A 19379-nucleotide genomic window follows, 5' to 3' on the forward strand; every position below is an offset into this window, starting at 1 on the left:
GGGCCGCGCCGGGGGCCTCAGACCGCCTTGCGCAGCCCTCCGAAGGCCAGCTGGGCCACCGCGTCGGCCACCTCGCGCTCGTTCATGCCGCGCCCGTCCGGCCGGTACCACTCGACGATCGAATTGATCATCCCGAAGACCAGCCGGGTCACCAGGCGCACCTCTATGTCCTCGCGCACGTCCCCGTCGGCCGCCGCGGCCTTCAGCAGCGCGGCGACCCGGTGGTCGAACTCGCGCCGCCGCTCCAGCGCCCACCGCTCGGTGTCCGTGTTGCCGCGCACCCGCAGCAGCAGCGTCACGTACGGCAGCTCGGCGATCAGCACCTCGACCATCCGCCGGACGACGTACTCCAGCCGCTCGGCGGCGCGCCCCACGCACGCGTGCTCCTCGTCGAGGATGGCGAAGAGCCCGTCCAGGGCCCGGCTCACCGCGCGGCGCAGCAGTTCCTCCTTGCCGGCCACGTGGTGGTAGATCGACGACTTGGAGATGACCGCCGCCTTGGAGAGGTGCTCCATGGAGGTGCCGTCGTAGCCGCGCTCGTTGAACACCTGCACGGCGACGGACAGCAGCGTCTCCGGGGTGTACGTGTCGCGCCTGGCGGTGGTCATGGGGTGTCCTCCCGCTTGTCGGAGGCGTAGGCGTGGCGGTACAGCGCGAGGGACGGCGCATAGCGGCCGGACGGTTCGCACTCGTGCAGGTTGTCCAGCAGGGAGCAGGCCCAGGTGCCGCCGAGCCGCCGGCTCCACTCCAGGGGTCCGAGCGGGTAGTTGACGCCCAGGCGCATCGCGGTGTCGACGTCCTCCTCGGTGGCCACGCCCTTGGCCACGGCGTCGTGCGCCAGGTCGATGATCCGGGCCACCGTCCGCGCGACGATCATCCCGGGGACGTCCCCGATGACGCTGACCTTCTTGCCGAGCGCCTGGAACAGGCCGATGGCCTCGGCGACGGTCCGCGCGGAGGTGTCCTGGGCGTGGGACAGGGCGACGCGCGTGGCCCTGCGGTAGTCGAGGGCGAGGTCGAAGTAGACGACGTCGCGGAACTCCACGGAGGTCTGGCCGTCGGCGAGGACCAGCTGACCGCCGCCGGGCAGTACCAGGCGGGTGCCGTTGTCCTCGTCCTCCTCGCGCACCTGGATGCCGGCCTCGCGGATCAGGGCGAGCAGCTCCGAGGCGGGCCCCAGGGTGCCCTCGGCGACCACGTACGCGGGCGGCTCGGCGGGTTCCGCGGTGTGCGGCTCGGGGCGCTCGGCGCCGTCCCGGTGGTCGTACCAGCCCCGGCCGCTCTTGCGGCCCAGGCGGCCGGACTCCACCAGCCGGCGCTGGACCAGGGAGGGGGTGAAGCGCACGTCCTGGAAGAAGGACTGCCACACAGAGTGGGTGACGGACTCGTTGACGTCCTGCCCGATGAGGTCGGTCAGCTCGAAGGCGCCCATCCGGAAACCGCCGGACTCGCGCAGGATCGCGTCGATGGTGGCGGGATCGGCGCCCTGGGACTCGTACACCGCGAAGGCCTCGGCGTAGAAGGGCCGGGCGATGCGGTTGACGATGAAACCGGGGGTGTCGGCGCAGGCGACGGGCGTCTTGCCCCAGGCGCGGGCCGTCTCGTACGCGCGCGTGGCGTACGTGACGTCGGTGGCGAAGCCGGAGACGACCTCGACGAGCGGCAGCAGCGGCGCGGGGTTGAAGAAATGCAGGCCCACGAAGCGGCCGGGGACGCGCAGGGCGCCGCCGATCGCGGTGACGGAGAGGGAGGAGGTGTTGGTGGCGAGCAGGCAGTCGTCGGAAACGACATCCTCCAGCGCCCGGAACAGCTCCTGCTTGACGTCCAGGCGCTCCAGGACGGCCTCGGCCACCAGGGCGCAGCCGGCGAGGCCCGCGAGCTCGTCGACGGGCTCCAGGCGGGCGCGCGCGGCGTCCCGCTCGCCGGCGGTGAGCCGCTCCTTCTCCACCAGCCGGTCGAGCCGCGCGCCGATCGCGTCGGCCGCCTCACGGGCCCGGCCGGGCGCGGTGTCGTACAGCCGGACGGGATGGCCCGCGACCAGCGCGACCTGGGCGATTCCCTGGCCCATGGTGCCGGTGCCGACCACGGCCACGGGACTGCTGAGGTCGAGTGCTGTCATGTGCGCGATCCTCCCGCACGGGGTTTTCCACGGATGCGGCGGACCCCCTTGTCCCGACCGATCGTTCGGTTACTCTAACTCTGACCGCCCGTTCCTGACTACGTTTCCGCACTGTCCATGAGCTCGACGAAGAGTTCCTGAGACGAGGAGTTGGTCCCGCATGGCCGCCGAACTCACCGCGCACGAGCTGATCGCCCGGCACCGCCCCACCCTGGACCAGGCGCTGGAAGCGATCCGCACGCGCGCGTACTGGTCCCCGCACCCCGAACACCCCAAGGCCTACGGGGAGAACGGCAGCCTGGACATGGCGGCGGGCAAGGCCGCCTTCGACGCCCTGTCCGGCACCCGCCTCGACTACGGCCAGCCCGGTACGGACGGCTGGGTCGACGGCGAGACCTCCCCCTACGGCATCGACCTGGGCGTGAGCTACCCGCACGCGGACCTCGACGAACTGCTGCCCGCCATGAAGGCCGGGATGCGGGCCTGGCGGGACGCGGGAGCGGAGACCCGCGCGGTGGTCTGCCTGGAGATCCTCAAGCGGATCAGCGACCGGACGATGGAGTTCGCCCAGGCGGTCATGCACACCTCAGGACAGGCCTTCATGATGGCCTTCCAGGCGGGCGGACCGCACGCCCAGGACCGCGGCATGGAAGCGGTGGCCTACGCGTACGTGGAGCAGGTCCGCACGCCCGACACCGCGGAGTGGACCAAGCCGCAGGGCAAGCGCGACCCGCTCGCCCTCACCAAGCAGTTCACCCCGGTCCCCAGGGGCATCGCCCTGGTGATCGGCTGCAACACCTTCCCGACGTGGAACGGCTACCCGGGCCTGTTCGCCTCCCTGGCCACCGGCAACGCGGTCCTGGTCAAGCCGCACCCCCGCGCGGTGCTGCCGCTCGCGCTGACCGTGCAGGTCGCCCGCCAGGTGCTCACCGAGGCCGGATTCGACGCCAACCTGGTCGCGCTGGCCGCCGAGCGGCCCGGCGAGGGCATCGCCAAGACACTCGCCACCCGCCCGGAGATCCGGATCATCGACTACACCGGCTCCACCGAGTTCGGCGACTGGCTGGAGGCCAACGCCCGCCAGGCGCAGGTCTTCACCGAGAAGGCCGGTGTCAACACGGTGCTCGTGGAGTCGACCGACGACTACCGGGGCATGCTGGCCAACCTGGCGTTCTCCCTGTCGCTCTACAGCGGCCAGATGTGCACCACCCCGCAGAACCTGCTCGTCCCGCGCGACGGCATCACCACCGACGAGGGCCCCAAGTCCTTCGACGAGGTCGCCGCCGACCTGGGCGGTGCGGTCGACAAACTGCTCGGCGACGACGCCCGGGCGAACGCGCTGCTGGGCGCGATCGTCAACCCGGACGTCAAGGCCCGCCTGGAGGCCGCCGCCGGCCTCGGCGAGGTCGCCCTCGCCTCCCGCGAGATCGTCCACCCGGAGTTCCCGGGCGCGGTGGTCCGCACCCCGGTGATCGTGAAGCTCGACGGCGCCAAGCCGGACGCGGAGGCCGCCTACATGAGCGAGTGCTTCGGCCCGGTCTCCTTCGCCGTCGCCGTCGACTCGGCGGACCACGCGGCGGACCTGCTGCGCCGCACCGTGCGCGAGAAGGGCGCGATGACCGTCGGCGCGTACACCACCTCCCCCGAGGTGGAGGAGGCGGTGCGGGAGGTCTGCCTGGAGGAGGCCGCCCAGCTCTCCCTCAACCTGACCGGCGGGGTGTACGTCAACCAGACGGCCGCCTTCTCCGACTTCCACGGCTCCGGCGGCAACCCGGCGGCCAACGCGGCGCTGTGCGACGGCGCCTTCGTCGCCAACCGCTTCCGCGTGGTCGAGGTGCGCCGGGAGGCGTAGGGCGGCTGGGGCGGCTCGAGGAAGGGACAGGGCTCCCGGGGGCGCGCTCAGGCGGGCGGGCCTCCGGGAGCGCCGCCGGTGGCGCTCCAGTGGTACAGCGTCATGGCCACGCTGGTCGCGAGGTTGTAGCTGGAGACCTGGGGACGCATCGGCAGCGCCACCAGGTGGTCGGCCCGCGCCCGCAGTCCGGCCGACAGCCCGCTCCGCTCGGAGCCGAAGGCGAGCAGTGCGTCGTCCGGAAGCGTCATCGCGCGGATGTCCTCGCCCTCCGGGTCGAGCGCGAAGAGCGGGCCGGGCGGCAGTTCCTCGACGGCCGTCCGCTCCACGGCGGTGGCGAAGTGCAGCCCGGCCCCGCCGCGCACCACCGTGGGATGCCAGGGGTCGAGGGTGCCGGTGGTGACGACGCCGGTCGCGCCGAAACCGGCGGCCAGCCGGATCACCGCGCCCGCGTTGCCGAGGTTGCGCGGGTTGTCCAGGACCACCAGGGGGGCGGTGCGCGGGGTGTGCGCCAGCGCGCGGAGGTTGTCCGCGCGGGAGGGTCGTACGGCCAGGGCGGCCACCGCGGTCGGATGCGGGCGCGGCACGAGGGCGGCGTACGTCTCGTGGGGCACCTCGGTCAGCAGGGCCGCCAGCGTGTCCCGTACGTCCTCGGCCAGTTCGTCGGCGAGCGCGAGCGCGGCGGCCCGGTCCGCGGCGAGCGCGACCCGCACCTCGGCCCCGAAGCGCACGGCGTGCTTGAGGGCGTGGAAGCCGTCGAGCAGGACGGCGGTGCCGGTGAGGCGGTGCCAGGCGGACACGGCGTCGGCGGGAGTCAGGGACGCGACGGATCCTGACCGCGCCCCGAATCCGGTCGGCGCCTCGGATCCTTCCTCGGGTCCGGTCAGCCTCTCGGGCCCTGCGGTGCGGTCGGGCCCGGCGGTGCGGTCGGGGTCGCTCATGGCGTGCAGCCTACGTGCGCGGACTCGGCGCTCCTCCGGGTGCCGGGGCCGCCTCCACCGGCTCCTCGCCGACGGGACGGCCGGGCGGAGGCTGCCGCTCCAGGATTGAGGCGCCGCCGCGCGGGCGCAGCCGTCCCCCCGCGCGGGCCACCAGACCGCCCAGCCGGCGCAGGAAGGACGTCGGCAGGAAGACCGCGTCGGCCGCGATCATCGCCAGGGAGAAGAAGGGCAGCCCGAGCACCACGGCGATCACCGCGTGCTCCATGATCATGAACGCCAGCAGCAGGTTCTTGACCCGCCGGTTGAACAGCGTGAACGGGAAGGCGACCTGCACGGCCACCGTCGCGTAGGTCACCAGCATCACCATGGTGCCGCTGGCCGACAGCAGGTCCGCGAGGGCCGGCCAGGGCGAGAAGTACTCCAGGTGCAACGGGTAGTAGACGGCGGTGCCGTCCTGCCAGCGCGACCCCTGGATCTTGTACCAGCCGGCCGTGGCGTAGATCAGGCACGCCTCGGCCATGATCACGAAGAGCGCCCCGTTGTGCACGATGTTGGCGACCACGTCCAGCAGGATCCGCGCCTGCCCGGTCCCCGCGCGGCGCCCGGCCAGCCACCACAGCGCCTGCGCCGCCCACACGGTCCACAGCAGCGCCGGTATGAACCAGTCGCCGTCCATCCGGCCGGCCAGCGTCGCCAGGAGCAGCGACAGACCCAGGACGCCCCACAGCGCCGGCCCGACCCGGTCGCGCGGCCGCTCCCCGCGCGCGCGGGCCGCGGCCGCGCGCCGCGCACGCCGGGCGTCCAGGGACCAGACCTGCCCGCAGCGCGTGAACACCAGGTACACCGACATCAGGTGCAGGACGTTGTCGCCGCCGTCGCCCATGAAGACGCTGCGGTTCTGCAGCGCCAGCACGCCCACCATGAACAGCACCGACATGGTGCGGGTGCGCCACCCGAGCAGCAGCAGGAGGCTCCACAGCACGGCGAGCGCGTACACGGCCTCGAACCAGCCCCGGCTGTCCGACCAGAGCAGCACGGTGAAGGCGTCGTTCGTCGCGATCAACTGCTCGGCGAGATCCCAGGACCAGGGCCCGTCGGGGCCGTACAGCTCGTGGCGGTGGGGGAACTCGCGCAGCAGGAACAGCAGCCAGGTCAGGCTGAAGCCGATGCGGATCACGGCCGTCTGGTGGGGGCCGAGCGCGGCGTCGGTGACGCGGGTGATCAGGCGCGAGAGCGCCGGGGAGAAGCCGTTCATCCGACGCCTCCCCGGGCCTCGTCCTCGGACAGGTGCCACCAGGACAGCGTGCGGTAGACGGGCGTGGTGGAGATCCGCTCCCGGCTCCACTCCGGCGGCTGCACGCCGGTGGTCCGCGAACGGACCTGGACGCGCTCGACGACACCGCCCGGACCGGCCGCGTCCGCGCGGTCGAGGCGCAGCGCCACGATCCGGCGTACGTACGCCTCGGCCAGCGCGCCGCGCAGGCCCACCGGGCGGTTGTCGTTGTCATGGGTCGAGACGAAGAAGTCCCAGGCGCGGCGCAGTTCGTTCTGCTGGGTGTGGCTGGGCAGCAGGTTGCCGTCGATGGCCCGGCCGTCCTGCGCGGACAGGTCGTACCAGCCGGTGGTCCGGGTCGCCCCCTCCGCCGTGCGGACCTCGGCACGCACCTGGACGGCGATGTTCTGCTGCAGCGGGTTCGGCGCGAACAGCTTCCAGTTCTGCTCGAACTCCGGGTAGATCCAGCTCTCGATGGTCTCGCGGTGCTCCTTGCTGACCGTGTTCGGCGGTGCGACGTGCAGGAACGTCATGCCGAGGTGCACGCAGACCCCGACCGCCACGGCCGCGAGCGCCAGCGCGACGCCGATCCGATGGCCCAGCGAGAGCGCGGCCACCCCGGTACGGGGCTCGGCCCGCGGGCCGGTGCCGTCGTCGGCAGGGGGATGCGGACCGGACGACAGGTCTTCCGGGCCCTCGGGCCACTCGGGCCACGGGGGAGCGGCCGGAGGAGCAGCGGCTGGGGGAGCGGCCGGGGGAGCGGGCAGGGCGGGGCGCGGGTCCGGTACGCCCTGCCCGGCAGGCCCGTGCCGGGCGTTCGAGCCCTCGTCGTACGCGTCCATTCCGCCCCGATCCCCGCATCCCGGTGTCGCTGCCCACGCCCGGCCTCGGAAGCGGCCCGTCCGCGCCGCGCGACCGCTCCGCCGTGTCGCACGGAACGGTACTCAGCACGGGCCCCCGGGCACAGCCCGGCCGAACTCCGGTTCCGTGGCCGTCACCTCATCGCGGCGCGGGCGCCGTTGTCCACAGGTGACCCTCGCAGGTTATCCACAGCGGTTGACACCTCGCGGCGCCCGTCACACCATGGAATCGCACGAACCGAACGATCGGTCGGGAGCGTGCTCCGGGAAGCATCCAGGTCGAGGGGGACCCCATGGCGACAGCAGCCGCCCGCGATACGGCCGGCAGCCAGGCGTACGACGCACGGGTGGACACCGGTGACACCGGTGACACCGGTGACACCACCGGCCACCAGCGCGCCTTCGACGCGGCCGTCGCCGCGGACGAGCGGATCGAGCCGCGCGACTGGATGCCGGACGCCTACCGGGCCACCCTCGTGCGGCAGATCGCCCAGCACGCGCACTCCGAGATCATCGGTATGCAGCCCGAGGCGAACTGGATCACCCGCGCGCCCTCGCTGCGCCGCAAGGCCATCCTGATGGCCAAGGTGCAGGACGAGGCCGGGCACGGCCTGTACCTCTACAGCGCCGCGGAGACCCTGGGTGTCGGCCGTGACGAGCTGCTCGACAAGCTGCACTCGGGCCGCCAGAAGTACTCCTCGATCTTCAACTACCCCACGCTGACCTGGGCCGACGTCGGCGCGATCGGCTGGCTGGTGGACGGCGCCGCGATCACCAACCAGGTCCCCCTGTGCCGCTGCTCCTACGGCCCGTACGCGCGCGCCATGGTCCGCATCTGCAAGGAGGAGTCCTTCCACCAGCGCCAGGGCTACGAACTGCTGCTGGCCCTCAGCCGCGGCACCCCGGAGCAGCACGCGATGGCGCAGGACGCGGTGGACCGCTGGTGGTGGCCGTCGCTGATGATGTTCGGCCCGCCCGACGACGAGTCGCAGCACTCCGCCCAGTCGATGGCCTGGAAGATCAAGCGGCACTCCAACGACGAGCTGCGCCAGCGCTTCGTCGACATCTGCGTCCCCCAGGCCGCCTCCCTCGGCCTCACCCTCCCCGACCCCGACCTGAAGTGGAACGAGGAGCGCGGGCACCACGACTTCGGTGCGATCGACTGGACGGAGTTCTGGGACGTCCTCAAGGGCAACGGCCCGTGCAACGAACAGCGGCTCACCCGGCGCAGGCAGGCCCACGAGGAGGGCGCCTGGGTGCGGGAGGCGGCAGCGGCCCACGCGGCCAAACACAGCAACGGCGAGACAGGAGCGGCGCGAGCATGACCCACACCGACTGGCCCCTGTGGGAGGTCTTCGTGCGCTCGCGCCGGGGACTGTCCCACACCCACGCCGGCAGCCTGCACGCCCCGGACGCGGAGCTCGCCCTGCGCAACGCCCGCGATCTGTACACCCGGCGCGGCGAGGGCGTCTCCATCTGGGTCGTGCCGTCCTCCGCCGTCACCGCCTCCTCGCCCGACGAGAAGGACCCGTTCTTCGAACCGGCCGCGGACAAGCCCTACCGGCACCCCACGTTCTACGAGATCCCCGAGGGGGTGCAGCACCTGTGACGACGACACCCGCCAAGGACGCCGCCCACACGACGGCCGCCCTCGCCCTCGGTGACGACGCCTTGGTGCTCTCCCACCGCCTGGGCGAGTGGGCCGGCCACGCTCCGGTGCTGGAGGAGGAGGTCGCCCTCGCCAACATCGCGCTGGACCTGCTGGGCCAGGCCCGGGTGCTGCTGTCGATGGCCGGCGACGAGGACGAGCTGGCGTATCTGCGCGAGGAGCGCGCCTTCCGCAACCTCCAGTTGGTGGAACAGCCCAACGGCGACTTCGCCCACACCATCGTCCGCCAGCTGTACTTCTCCGCCCACCAGTACCTCCTCTACACCGAACTCGCCTCCGGGGACGGCCCGTTCGCCCCGCTGGCCGGCAAGGCCGTCAAGGAGATCGCCTACCACCTCGACCACGCCGAGCAGTGGACGCTGCGGCTCGGTGACGGCACCGACGAGAGCCACCGCCGGACGCAGCGGGCCGTGGACGCGCTGTGGCGCTACACCGGCGAGATGTTCCAGCCGGTCGAGGGCCTCGACGCCGACTGGGCGGCCGCGGACGCGGCCTGGCTGGAGCGGGTCACCGAGACCCTGCGCCGGGCCACGCTGACCGTGCCCGACACGTCCCGCACGGGAGCGTGGGCGGCCGGCGCGGGCCGCCAGGGCCTGCACACCGAGCCCTTCGGCCGCATGCTCGCCGAGATGCAGCACCTGCACCGCAGCCACCCGGGGGCGACATGGTGACCACCACCCCGCTGGAGGAGGAACTCCTCGAGCTCGCCGGTTCGGTGCCCGACCCCGAACTGCCCGTGCTGACGCTGCGCGAGCTCGGTGTCGTGCGCGCGGTGCACGCGCGCGGGGCCGACTCCGTCGAGGTCGAGCTGACGCCGACGTACACCGGCTGCCCGGCCGTCGAGGCGATGAGCGTGGACATCGAGCGGGTGCTGCGCGAGCACGGGGTGCGCGAGGTCACCGTACGCACGGTGCTCGCGCCCGCCTGGTCGACCGACGACATCACGGACGAAGGGCGGCGCAAACTGCGGGAGTTCGGCATCGCCCCGCCGCGCGTCGGGGCGGCCTCCGGGCCGGTCCGGCTGGAGCTGGGGCCGACGCGCACGCTCGGCTCCCCGCCGCAGGACGGCCCCGACCCCGTGCGCTGCCCGCACTGCGGGTCCGCCGAGACCGAACTGCTCAGCCGTTTCTCCTCCACCGCCTGCAAGGCGCTGCGCCGCTGCCTGACCTGCCGTGAACCGTTCGACCACTTCAAGGAGTTGTGATGGCCCGCTTCCACCGGCTCCGGGTGGCCGCGGTCGACCGGCTCACCGACGACTCCGTCGCCCTCACCCTCGCCGTCCCCCCGCACCTGCGCGAGGAGTACCGCTACGCCCCCGGCCAGCACCTGGCCCTGCGGCGCACCGCCGACGGCGAGGAGATACGGCGCACCTACTCCATCTGCTCCCCCGCCCCCGAGGACGGGGCCCCGAGCAGCCTCCGGGTCGGGGTGCGGCTGGTGGAGGGCGGGGCCTTCTCCACCTACGCCCTCAAGGAGATCGACCTCGGCGACGAGCTGGAGGTAATGACCCCGGCCGGCCGTTTCACGCTCCCGCCCGCGCCGGGCCTGTACGCGGCGATCGTCGGCGGCAGCGGCATCACCCCGGTGCTGTCGATCGTCTCGACCCTCCTCGCCCGCGAGCCCCGGGCCCGGTTCTGCCTGATCCGCAGCGACCGGACGGCCGCCTCGACGATGTTCCTCGAGGATGTCGCCGACCTGAAGGACCGCTACCCCGAGCGGCTCCAGCTGGTCACGGCGCTCTCCCGGGAGGAGCAGCAGGCGGGGCTGCCGTCCGGGCGGCTGGACCGGGAGCGGCTGACCGGACTGCTGCCGGCCCTGCTGCCCGTGGAGCAGGTGGACGGCTGGTTCCTGTGCGGTCCGTACGGCCTGGTCGAGGGCGCCGAGCGGGCGCTGCGCGGTCTGGGGGTCGCCCGCTCCCGCATCCACGAGGAGATCTTCCACGTGGACGCCGGCCCGGCGCCCGTCCCCACGGCATCCGCCCCCACGCACAGCACGGTCACCGCCCGGCTGGACGGACGCGGCGGCAGCTGGCCCGTCCGGGACGGCGAGTCCCTCCTGGAGACGGTGCTGCGCAACCGGCCCGACGCGCCCTACGCCTGCAAGGGCGGGGTGTGCGGGACCTGCCGCGCCTTCCTCGTCTCCGGTGAGGTGCGCATGGACCGCAACTTCGCGCTGGAGTCGGAGGAGACAGAGGCGGGCTATGTCCTGGCCTGCCAGTCGCATCCGGTGACGGAGACGGTGGAGCTGGACTTCGACCGGTAGGCCCAGCTCAAGCCCCCGCACGTCCGGGGGGGAGGACACGGACGTCAGCCGAAGCAGCCCGCCGACGATCGTCCAAGGACGATCACCAGAAGCGATCATCCACAGACGGCCGTCCGGGGACGGACCGTCCCGGGACGGTCGCCGGCGGGCGAGTGACCGCCGCTACAGGACGTATCCCGACGCCCCGTCGTCGGTGACGACGGGGCGTCCCGCGGACTCCCACACCTGCATGCCGCCGTCGACGTTGACGGCATCGATGCCCTGCTGGGCCAGATACATCGTGACCTGCGCCGACCGCCCACCGGACCGGCAGATCACATGCACCCGGCCGTCCTGCGGCGCGGCCTCGGTCAGCTCGCCGTAGCGGGACACGAACTCGCTGAGGGGAATGTGCAGCGCCCCTTCGGCGTGACCGGCCTTCCACTCGTCGTCCTCGCGGACGTCCAGCAGGAAGTCGCCGTCCTTGAGGTCCGTGATCCGGACCGTGGGCACACCAGCTCCAAAACTCATGTCTCCGACGCTACCCGACCGGGCGGGCCCCGGTTCAGGCCGTGAGGGCCGCGAGCTCCGCCTCACGTTCGGACACCTGGTCCCGCAGCTGACCGGCGATCTCCTCGAGCAGCGCGTCCGGGTCGTCCGGAGCGAGACGGAGCATCGATCCGATGGCGCTCTCCTCCAGATCCCTGGCGACCAGCGTCAGCAGTTCCTTGCGCCGGGAGAGCCATTCGAGACGCGCGTAGAGCTCCTCGCCCGCGCTCGGGACGCGCTTCAGCTCCGGCCCGGCGGCCCACTCCTCGGCGAGCTCCCGCAGCTCGGCCTCGTTGCCGCGGGCGTAGGCGGCGTTGACGCGGGTGATGAACTCCTCGCGGCGCGCGCGTTCCTGGTCCTCCTGCGCCAGGTCCGGGTGGGCCTTGCGGGCGAGGTCGCGGTAGAGCTTGCGGACCTCCTCGCTGGGCCGCACCCGCTGCGGAGGCCGGACCGGCTGGTCCGTGAGCATGGCCGTGGCCTCCGGGAAGAGGCCCTCGCTGTCCATCCAGCCGTTCATCAGCTCTTCGACGCCCGGGATCGGCATCAGCCGGGCGCGCGCCTCGTCAGCCCGGCGCCGGTCCTCGGGATCATCGCTGCGGGCGGCCTTGGCCTCCAGGATCCGGGCGTCCAGTTCCTCGATGCGGGCGTACATCGGGCCGAGCTTCTGCTCGTGCAGCCGGGAGAAGTTCTCGACCTCGACGCGGAAGGTCTCCACGGCGATCTCGAACTCGATGAGGGCCTGCTCGGCCGCCCGTACGGCCTGCTCGAGCCGCTCCTCGGGCCGCGCCGCACCACCACCGCCGGGCGTCCGCTCCACACCGGCGCCGCCGCCACCCTGCTCACCTTCCGAGGTCGTCACCCGGACAGCGTAGGCCACCCGCCCGGGCCCCACGGTCCGCCCCGGCGGAACACCCCGGAGCAGGCCCGTGAGGCTCCCCCGGATGCGCTCACGCCCCCGTCTCCGCCGCGATCCGCCCCGACCGCACCGCTGTCAGCAGGTCCGCGTGATCGGCCTCGGTGCGGTCGGCGTAGGCGACGGCGAACGCGGCCACCGCCTCGTCCAGTTCCTCGTTCTTCCCGCAGTAGCCGGCGATGCCGCGGGGGTCGGCGCTGTGGGAGTGGGCGCGGGCCAGGAGGGCTCCGGTCATCCGGGCGTAGTCGTCGACCTGGTCGGCGGCCAGTGCCGCCGGGTCGACGCTGCCCTTGCGGTTGCGGAACTGGCGCACCTGGAAGGGGCGGCCGTCGACCGTCGTCCAGCCCAGCAGGCTGTCGCTTATGACCTGCATCCGCTTCTGGCCCTGGACCACCCGCCTGCCCTCGTGTCCGGCCTCCGGGACCTCGAAGCCGGCCGTCGGCAGGTGCGGCACCAGCGCCGAGGGGCGGGCCTCCTTCACCTGGAGGACCAGGGGCTCGCCACGGTGATCGAGGAGCAGTACGACGTACGAGCGGGTGCCGACGCTGCCCGTGCCGACGACGCGGAACGCCACGTCGTGCACCGCGTGCCGGGCCAGCAGCGGAAGGCGGTCGGGCGGGAGCGTGCCGAGGTAGTCCTCCAGTGAGGAGGCCACGGCGGCGGCCTCCTCGTCCGGTATCCGGCGCAGGACCGGCGGCGCGTCGACGAAACGGCGCCCGCCGTCCTCGGTCGCCTCGGTCGACTTGGCCGCGAAACGGCCGCTGGTGTTGGAGCGGGCCTTCTCGGAGACCCGCTCCAGCGTGCCCAGCAGGTCGTGGGCGTCGGTGTGGGAGACCAGTTCCTCGTCCGCGATGGCGTTCCACGCGTCCAGCGCGGGCAGCCGGGACAGCAGCCGCATCGTGCGTCGGTAGGCCCCCACCGTGTCGCGGGCCGCGGCACGGCAAGTGTCCTCGTCCGCGCCCGCCTCCCGGCCGGCGAGCACCAGCGAGGTGGCGAGCCGCTTGAGGTCCCATTCCCAGGGACCGCGCACCGTCTCGTCGAAGTCGTTCAGGTCGATGACCAGGCCGCCCCGCGCGTCACCGTAGAGGCCGAAGTTGGCCGCGTGGGCGTCACCGCAGATCTGGGCGCCGATCCGGGTCACGGGGGTGCGGGCCAGGTCGTACGCCATGAGGCCCGCCGATCCGCGCAGGAAGGCGAACGGGGTCGCCGCCATCCGGCCCACCCGGAGGGGGGTCAGCTCGGGCAGCCGGCCGCGGCTGGACTCCTCGACGGCACCCACCGCGTCGGGCCGGGAGGCGTCCAGGTCGAGGGTGGCGTGCGCACCGCGCGGAACGCGCTTGCGCAGGGCCTTGCCCTCCTCCCGGGCGCTGCCCGCATCCGGCCACTCGGCGAACCCGGGCACCCGCGGCAGCCGCCGCCCCCGCCCGGACCCACCAGCCCCGCTGACACCGCTGCCCTCGCCAGACCCACCGGCCACGACCTCGGCCACGGCAACCGCCTCCCCCGTACCCCTGCGTGTCGTACACACGCGCCCACCATCGACCGTGCCGACCGTACATCCGGTGGCCGAGACGCGTCAGACCCTGTGGACAACTCGCGCCCTGGGGACAACCAGGCCCCCGGCACGGCACCTCCCCCGCCTACCCCGCCTCCGCCACCGACAGCAGCCGTCCCTCGGCGAGCAGCCCTTCGGCGCGGTCCGGGGAAAGGTCCAGCCGGGCCAGTACCGCGGGAACGGCGATGCCCGGCAGCATGTGGTGGAACAGCACGACGACCCGGTGCTGCAGGTCCCGCCGCTGGCAGCGCACCTGTGACAGGAGCTGCACCCCCGAGAAGCTCGCCACCAGCAGCTCCGCGGTCTCGTTGACGTCGACGTGCGGAAGCAGCTCGCCCCCCACCTTCGCCGCGGCCAGCGTCCGGGTGATCTGGTCGATCCACATGCCGAACGCCGGAGTGCGGTCCAGCCCCAGGGCCCCCTGGTCCAGGGCGAGACCGACGCTCGCCCGCACCAGCGGCTCGGTCCGCAGCCTCAGGGCCAGCACCAGGCCCACGTCGACGAGTTCCTGCAGCTTGCTCGACTGGGGCGGCAGGGTGATCGCCAGCTGCTCCTCGAACACGCCCATCGCCAGCTCCTCCTTGGAGCCGAAATGGAAGTACAGCGCGCCCTTGGTGACCTGCGCCCGCTCCAGGATCTCCCCGATGGTCGCCGAGGTGTAGCCGCGTTCGTCGAAGACGGCCGCGGCTGCCTCCAGGATCGTTCGCCGGGTGCGGATCGCGCGCTCCTGTCGCGCCATCGGGGTGCCTCCTGATCTGCGGGGATCTCGTGGATCTCATGGGTCGCACCCTGTGGCTGCCGAGAAGCCGCAGTGCGATCTGTCGTACTGTGCGGGGGCGCGGGGGGCTCATCTCCGGCAAATGCGTCACCTTGGAAAAAAACCGTCTCGTCCGTATCTTAGTGCGAGCCGGCCGGAGCCAGATTGCCGATCCCGGGGGTTCCTCATGCCTCAGCCGCTTCCCGCGAGCGCACCCTTGAAGGATCAAAGCGGACGGCGGGACTCCTCCGCCGAGGCCGACAGCGCCGGACCGAACGGCGCCCGCACCCGCGTCACGCCGCGACTGGCCCACCGCCCCCGCGCGGAGGACGTCTTCCCGCTCGCATGGGTCAGAATCTCCGACGTCCGCTTCCAGGTCACCGCCCACTGGCCCGCCGACCACGCCTTCTTCGGCGCCGTCGACGACCGCCACCTGGACCCGATGATCATTGGAGAAACGTTGCGTCAGACCTCCATGGCCCTCGCGCACGCCGAGTTCGGTGCCCCCTTCGACACCCACTTCGTCATGCGTGACCTGGAGATCTCCACCGCCCCGGACCGGCTCCTGCTCGCGGACGCGGCCGAGCCGGTCACCGTCGACGTGGTCTGCTCCGAGGTCCGCCGCCGGGGCCCGGGCCTGAACGGCATGCGGACGACGATGGAGTTCCACCGCGCGGGCCGGCTCGTCGCCCGGGGCACCGGCAGCATGGACTGCACCTCCCCGGCCGCCTACCGCCGCCTGCGGGAGCGGCAGTCCGCCTCCCCGCCTGCCCACATACCGCGGCCCGCCCCGCAGCCCTCCGACCCGTCGGCCCCGCAGCCCACCGACCCGTCGGCCTCACGACCCTCCGGCCCGTCGGCCCGGGCACACCCCGACCCGTCGCCCCCGGCACCCCCCGAACTGGCGGGCCGGCACCGCGCGGAGGACGTCGTCCTCGCCCCCGCCGGCCGGCCGGGCACCTGGCTGCTGCGCGTGGACACCGGGCACCCGGTGCTCTTCCCCCGGCCCAACGACCACGTCCCCGGCATGGTCCTGTTCGAGGCGGCACGCCAGGCCGCGACCGCCTCGTCCGGCCGACGGCCGTTCCTGCCCTCCGAGCTGTCCGTCTCCTTCAGCCGCTACGCCGAACTCGACAGCCCTTGTTTCCTCGACACCGAAGTGCTCGACAAGGGGGACGACGGGGTGACGGTACGGGTCGCCGGGCACCAGAACGGCGAGGCCGTCTTCGCCGCCACCCTCATCTGCGCGCCCACGGCCCCGGTCCGGTCGCTGCCGTGACGCCCTCAGGTACACGGCTATGGGCTGGTCGGGAATGGTGGAGTACGCGCGGATGACCGTCGACCTCCTGGTCACCGGCGCGACGGGCTTCATCGGCAGCCGGGTCGCGGCAGCGGCCCGCGGGCGCCCCGGTGTCCGCGTCCGCACGCTGTCCCGCCGTACGCCGCCCAAAGGGCCAGTCGCCGGGACGGTGCCCGGCGACCTGGCCGACCCCCGCACCCTCTACGGCGGCTGTGCCGGCGTCGACGTCCTCGTCCACTGCGCCTCCCGCGTGGGCGGTGACCCGGAGTCCGCCGCGGCGGTCAACGACCTCGGCACGAAGGCCCTGGTGGAGGAGGCCCTGCGGAGCGGGGTGCGCCGGATCGTGTACGTGAGTACCGCCGCCGTCCACGGCCGGGGCCCCTTCCGCGGCACCCGGCCCGGCGAGGCCCCGATCGCTCCCGCGTCGGACACCAGCCGCACCCGCGCGGCGGCCGAGCGCCATGTGCTCGACGCGGGCGGTCTGGTGCTGCGTCCGCACCTGGTCCACGGGGAGGGCGACCGCTGGGTGGTGCCCGGGCTGGTGGGACTGTTGCGGGAGCTGTCCGCGACCGTCACCGGCTGCACGGCGTTCCACTCGATGATCGACGTCGAGACCCTGGGCCGGGCGGTCGTCGCGGCCGCGCTGTCCCCGCACCACGGTCCGGGCGCCCACTACGTCGGCCACCCGGACCCCGTGCCGGCCGCGGAGCTGCTGGCGGCGGTGTGTGACCGGGTGGAGCGGCCCGGACGGGGTGCGACGGTGGACGTGGCCACCGCCCGCGCCCGGGCCGCCGGGTCCCCGCGCGCGCTGCACCACCTCGGCCTGCTCACCGTGGACCACTGGTTCACGGACGACGGGTTCTGGAAGGACCTGGACTGCTCACCGGGTGAGGGCTTCGCCCGGACCTTCGCACGCGCGGCGCCCTGGTACCGGTCGTACGTCACGGCCGGATGAGGCCTGTACCGAATGAGACCTGTACCGACTGAGACCCGTACCGACTGAGACCTGTACGGACTGAGACCTGTACCGCCCGACTGAAGCGCTGGAAAAACCGACTGGCGGGTCGGCGAATGACCGGTAAGTGGGCAAACGCGGCTCCGCCTGCCGCGCCGCGGTGATCCTCGGCGCACCGCCCCTCCACGGACCCACCCGGCCGCGGCCGCGGCCGAAAAGCGCCCCACCCGCATCGAAAAGGATCATGAGATGTTCCTCACACGCCACCCCGCCCCCGCACCCACCCCACCACGGCGAACCGACAGGTGAACGAGCACGCGAAACGGGCGGCATCCGATGGATGCCGCCCGTTCGACGGTGTGCGCGAGGGGGGAGTTGAACCCCCACGCCCTTGCGGGCACTGGAACCTGAATCCAGCGCGTCTGCCTATTCCGCCACCCGCGCATTGGGTGTGTCTTCCGGCCCTGCCCCTTGGGGTCTTGCGCCTTCCGACACCCAGAACATTAGCACGCTGGTCGGGGTGGATTCACATCCCTTTCCCCACCACCGGCCGGGCCGGTCCCGACCGGTCACGACCGGCCCGATCACCCCCGGCGGGCTCTTCCGGCCCCCTGTGTAGCGACGGTGGCCGGTTCACGTATCAACCTCGTACCGGTAGCCCCCGTCTCCCCGGGAGCCGGGCGGAGTCCACAGCCGGGTGCGGGACACTGGTCTGCGGCCCCCTCTACGATCCATGGCAGAACGACGCGCACGAGCACGGCCGAAGGAGTTCGAAGGGGAGCCCCGGTGGGAACTTCGTCAGGCGTCGACACCCGTCGACCGGGCGGACAGGGGGAACCAGCCGATCGACCGGCGCGTGGATACGATCAGTAAGCAGTACCAGGTAAGCGGTGCACGAAACGGTGCACGGGGCAGTACACAGGACGGCAGCGACGGAGGAGGTGCCCCATGGGAGTCCTGAAGAAGTTCGAGCAGCGTCTCGAAGGTCTGGTCAACGGCACCTTCGCCAAGGTGTTCAAGTCCGAGGTGCAGCCCGTGGAGATCGCGGGAGCGCTCCAGCGGGAATGCGACAACAACGCCACCATCTGGAACCGCGACCGCACCGTCGTACCCAATGACTTCATCGTCGAACTGAGCACCCCGGACTTCGAGCGCCTCAGCCCCTACTCCGGCCAGCTCGGCGACGAGCTCGCCGGCATGGTGCGCGACTACGCCAAGCAGCAGCGCTACACCTTCATGGGTCCCATCAAGGTGAACCTGGAGAAGGCCGACGACCTCGACACCGGCCTGTACCGGGTGCGCAGCCGCACCCTCGCCTCGTCCGCCAGCCAGGCCCCCGGAGCCGCGGGCCCCGGCGCCGCCCCGCCGGCCGGCCGCCCCGGTGGCTACGGCTACCCGCCGGCCGCCCCCGCGGGCGCCCCGCCCATGCCGGCCGCGCCGCCGCCCGGCGGCCGCCCCGGCGGGTACGGCTACCCGCAGCCCGCGACCGGCCAGCGGCCCCCCGCCGCACCCGCGCCCGGCGGACGCACCCGCCACTGGATCGAGATCAACGGCACCCGCCACCAGATCTCCCGCGCCACCCTGGTGATGGGCCGCAGCACCGAAGCAGACGTGCGGATCGACGATCCCGGCGTCTCCCGCCGGCACTGCGAGATCCGGACCGGAACGCCCTCGACGATCCAGGATCTCGGATCCACCAACGGCATCGTGGTGGACGGGCAGCACACCACCCGCGCTACGCTCCGCGACGGCTCGCGGATCGTCGTGGGCAGTACCACCGTTATCTATAGGCAAGCCGAAGGGTGAAGCGGGGGCAATGTCAGAGCTGACCCTCACGGTCATGCGGCTGGGTTTCCTGGCCGTTCTGTGGCTGTTCGTGATCGTGGCCGTGCAGGTCATCCGGAGTGACCTGTTCGGAACGCGCGTCACCCAGCGCGGTTCCCGACGGGAGGCCGGCCGGCAGCAGCAGGCCGCCCGCCAGGCGCCGCCGCCGCAGCGCCAGCAGTCCGGCGGCGGCCGCCGCGGCCGCAACACCCCCACCAAGCTGGTCGTGACCGAGGGCACCCTCACCGGCACCACCGTCGCCCTCCAGGGCCAGACCATCACGCTGGGCCGGGCACACGACAGCACGATCGTGCTGGACGACGACTACGCCTCCAGCCGCCATGCCAGGATCTACCCGGACCGCGACGGCCAGTGGATCGTCGAGGACCTGGGCTCCACCAACGGCACCTACCTGGACCGGACCCGGCTGACGACCCCCACACCGATTTCGCTGGGCGCACCGATCCGCATCGGCAAGACCGTCATCGAGCTGCGGAAGTAGTACGACAATGAGCGAGCGGAGCGAGCACGCAGTGGGGGTCCCGACCCAGGATCCCGGCGCGCTCCCGACCGG

The 19379-nt window shown here is 72.8% G+C and carries 19 protein-coding genes and 1 tRNA gene; 10 read left to right on the plus strand and 10 right to left on the minus strand.

Annotation, left to right across the window (positions count from 1 at the left end):
• Window positions 1-17: 17 nt before the first annotated feature.
• Window positions 18-608 (minus strand): TetR/AcrR family transcriptional regulator, encoded by a 591-nt coding sequence (locus tag FHX78_RS16815; protein ID WP_145868275.1) that lies wholly within the window; start codon window positions 606-608, stop codon window positions 18-20.
• On the minus strand, window positions 605-2119 hold the full coding sequence (locus FHX78_RS16820; RefSeq protein WP_145868276.1) for a 3-hydroxyacyl-CoA dehydrogenase: 1515 nt from the start codon (window positions 2117-2119) through the stop codon (window positions 605-607). Before FHX78_RS16820 ends, FHX78_RS16815 begins: the two co-directional genes overlap by 4 nt.
• 160 nt (window positions 2120-2279) lie before the next feature.
• Between FHX78_RS16820 and paaN the strand changes: the two genes are divergently transcribed.
• Window positions 2280-3971 carry a phenylacetic acid degradation protein PaaN gene (gene paaN / locus FHX78_RS16825; RefSeq protein ID WP_145868277.1) on the plus strand — a complete coding sequence of 564 codons (1692 nt, stop codon included), beginning with the start codon at window positions 2280-2282 and terminating at the stop codon, window positions 3969-3971.
• 47 nt (window positions 3972-4018) lie between these two features.
• Here paaN and FHX78_RS16830 read toward each other — a convergent pair whose 3' ends face one another.
• From FHX78_RS16830 to FHX78_RS16840, 3 genes are read right to left on the minus strand one after another with little or no spacing between them, the layout of a single operon-like run.
• Window positions 4019-4909 (minus strand): TrmH family RNA methyltransferase, encoded by an 891-nt coding sequence (locus FHX78_RS16830; protein WP_145868278.1) that lies wholly within the window; start codon window positions 4907-4909, stop codon window positions 4019-4021.
• Window positions 4910-4919: 10 nt separating this feature from the next.
• The gene (locus FHX78_RS16835; protein ID WP_145868279.1) at window positions 4920-6164 is read right to left on the minus strand and encodes an HTTM domain-containing protein; all 1245 of its coding nucleotides are present in this window, start codon (window positions 6162-6164) and stop codon (window positions 4920-4922) included.
• Window positions 6161-7024 carry a DUF5819 family protein gene (locus FHX78_RS16840; protein WP_145868280.1) on the minus strand — a complete coding sequence of 288 codons (864 nt, stop codon included), beginning with the start codon at window positions 7022-7024 and terminating at the stop codon, window positions 6161-6163. Before FHX78_RS16840 ends, FHX78_RS16835 begins: the two co-directional genes overlap by 4 nt.
• 311 nt (window positions 7025-7335) lie before the next feature.
• Between FHX78_RS16840 and paaA the strand changes: the two genes are divergently transcribed.
• From paaA to FHX78_RS16865, 5 genes are read left to right on the plus strand one after another with little or no spacing between them, the layout of a single operon-like run.
• Complete coding sequence (gene paaA / locus FHX78_RS16845) at window positions 7336-8367, plus strand: 1,2-phenylacetyl-CoA epoxidase subunit PaaA (protein ID WP_145868281.1); 1032 nt, start codon at window positions 7336-7338, stop codon at window positions 8365-8367.
• On the plus strand, window positions 8364-8651 hold the full coding sequence (gene paaB / locus FHX78_RS16850) for a 1,2-phenylacetyl-CoA epoxidase subunit PaaB (protein ID WP_024886305.1): 288 nt from the start codon (window positions 8364-8366) through the stop codon (window positions 8649-8651). Before paaA ends, paaB begins: the two co-directional genes overlap by 4 nt.
• Window positions 8648-9382, plus strand: a complete 735-nt coding sequence (gene paaC / locus FHX78_RS16855) for a 1,2-phenylacetyl-CoA epoxidase subunit PaaC (RefSeq protein ID WP_145868282.1) — start codon at window positions 8648-8650, stop codon at window positions 9380-9382. Before paaB ends, paaC begins: the two co-directional genes overlap by 4 nt.
• Window positions 9376-9915, plus strand: a complete 540-nt coding sequence (gene paaD / locus FHX78_RS16860) for a 1,2-phenylacetyl-CoA epoxidase subunit PaaD (RefSeq protein WP_145868283.1) — start codon at window positions 9376-9378, stop codon at window positions 9913-9915. The genes paaC and paaD overlap by 7 nt, the downstream gene beginning before the upstream one ends.
• Window positions 9915-10973 (plus strand): 2Fe-2S iron-sulfur cluster-binding protein, encoded by a 1059-nt coding sequence (locus FHX78_RS16865; RefSeq protein WP_145868284.1) that lies wholly within the window; start codon window positions 9915-9917, stop codon window positions 10971-10973. Before paaD ends, FHX78_RS16865 begins: the two co-directional genes overlap by 1 nt.
• A gap of 162 nt (window positions 10974-11135) precedes the next feature.
• On the opposite strand, the gene FHX78_RS16870 is transcribed toward FHX78_RS16865, so the two are convergent.
• The 4 genes from FHX78_RS16870 to FHX78_RS16885 all read right to left on the minus strand — a co-directional run bounded on the left by FHX78_RS16870 (window position 11136) and on the right by FHX78_RS16885 (window position 14708).
• The gene (locus tag FHX78_RS16870) at window positions 11136-11465 is read right to left on the minus strand and encodes a rhodanese-like domain-containing protein (RefSeq protein ID WP_145872023.1); all 330 of its coding nucleotides are present in this window, start codon (window positions 11463-11465) and stop codon (window positions 11136-11138) included.
• Between the two features lie 52 nt (window positions 11466-11517).
• Entirely contained in the window at window positions 11518-12360 is an 843-nt protein-coding gene (locus FHX78_RS16875) for a J domain-containing protein (protein ID WP_189908565.1), read from the minus strand.
• An 88-nt stretch (window positions 12361-12448) separates the two neighbouring features.
• Window positions 12449-13903, minus strand: a complete 1455-nt coding sequence (locus tag FHX78_RS16880; RefSeq protein ID WP_373313016.1) for a DUF2252 domain-containing protein — start codon at window positions 13901-13903, stop codon at window positions 12449-12451.
• 151 nt (window positions 13904-14054) lie between these two features.
• Window positions 14055-14708 carry a ScbR family autoregulator-binding transcription factor gene (locus FHX78_RS16885; RefSeq protein ID WP_145868285.1) on the minus strand — a complete coding sequence of 218 codons (654 nt, stop codon included), beginning with the start codon at window positions 14706-14708 and terminating at the stop codon, window positions 14055-14057.
• A 235-nt stretch (window positions 14709-14943) separates the two neighbouring features.
• On the opposite strand from FHX78_RS16885, the gene FHX78_RS16890 reads away from it, so the two are divergent.
• Complete coding sequence (locus FHX78_RS16890; RefSeq protein WP_145868286.1) at window positions 14944-16005, plus strand: AfsA-related hotdog domain-containing protein; 1062 nt, start codon at window positions 14944-14946, stop codon at window positions 16003-16005.
• 19 nt (window positions 16006-16024) lie between these two features.
• Window positions 16025-16981 carry an NAD-dependent epimerase/dehydratase family protein gene (locus tag FHX78_RS16895; protein WP_229923911.1) on the plus strand — a complete coding sequence of 319 codons (957 nt, stop codon included), beginning with the start codon at window positions 16025-16027 and terminating at the stop codon, window positions 16979-16981.
• A gap of 360 nt (window positions 16982-17341) precedes the next feature.
• Here FHX78_RS16895 and FHX78_RS16900 read toward each other — a convergent pair.
• Window positions 17342-17425, minus strand: a tRNA-Leu gene (locus tag FHX78_RS16900).
• 504 nt (window positions 17426-17929) lie between these two features.
• Between FHX78_RS16900 and FHX78_RS16905 the strand changes: the two genes are divergently transcribed.
• Window positions 17930-18787 (plus strand): FhaA domain-containing protein, encoded by an 858-nt coding sequence (locus FHX78_RS16905; protein ID WP_145868287.1) that lies wholly within the window; start codon window positions 17930-17932, stop codon window positions 18785-18787.
• A 10-nt stretch (window positions 18788-18797) separates the two neighbouring features.
• Window positions 18798-19307 carry an FHA domain-containing protein FhaB/FipA gene (locus FHX78_RS16910; RefSeq protein WP_145868288.1) on the plus strand — a complete coding sequence of 170 codons (510 nt, stop codon included), beginning with the start codon at window positions 18798-18800 and terminating at the stop codon, window positions 19305-19307.
• Window positions 19308-19379 lie beyond the last annotated feature (72 nt).

The sequence above is a fragment of the Streptomyces capillispiralis genome, assembly GCF_007829875.1.
GTDB classification, from domain to species: Bacteria; Actinomycetota; Actinomycetes; order Streptomycetales; family Streptomycetaceae; genus Streptomyces; species Streptomyces capillispiralis.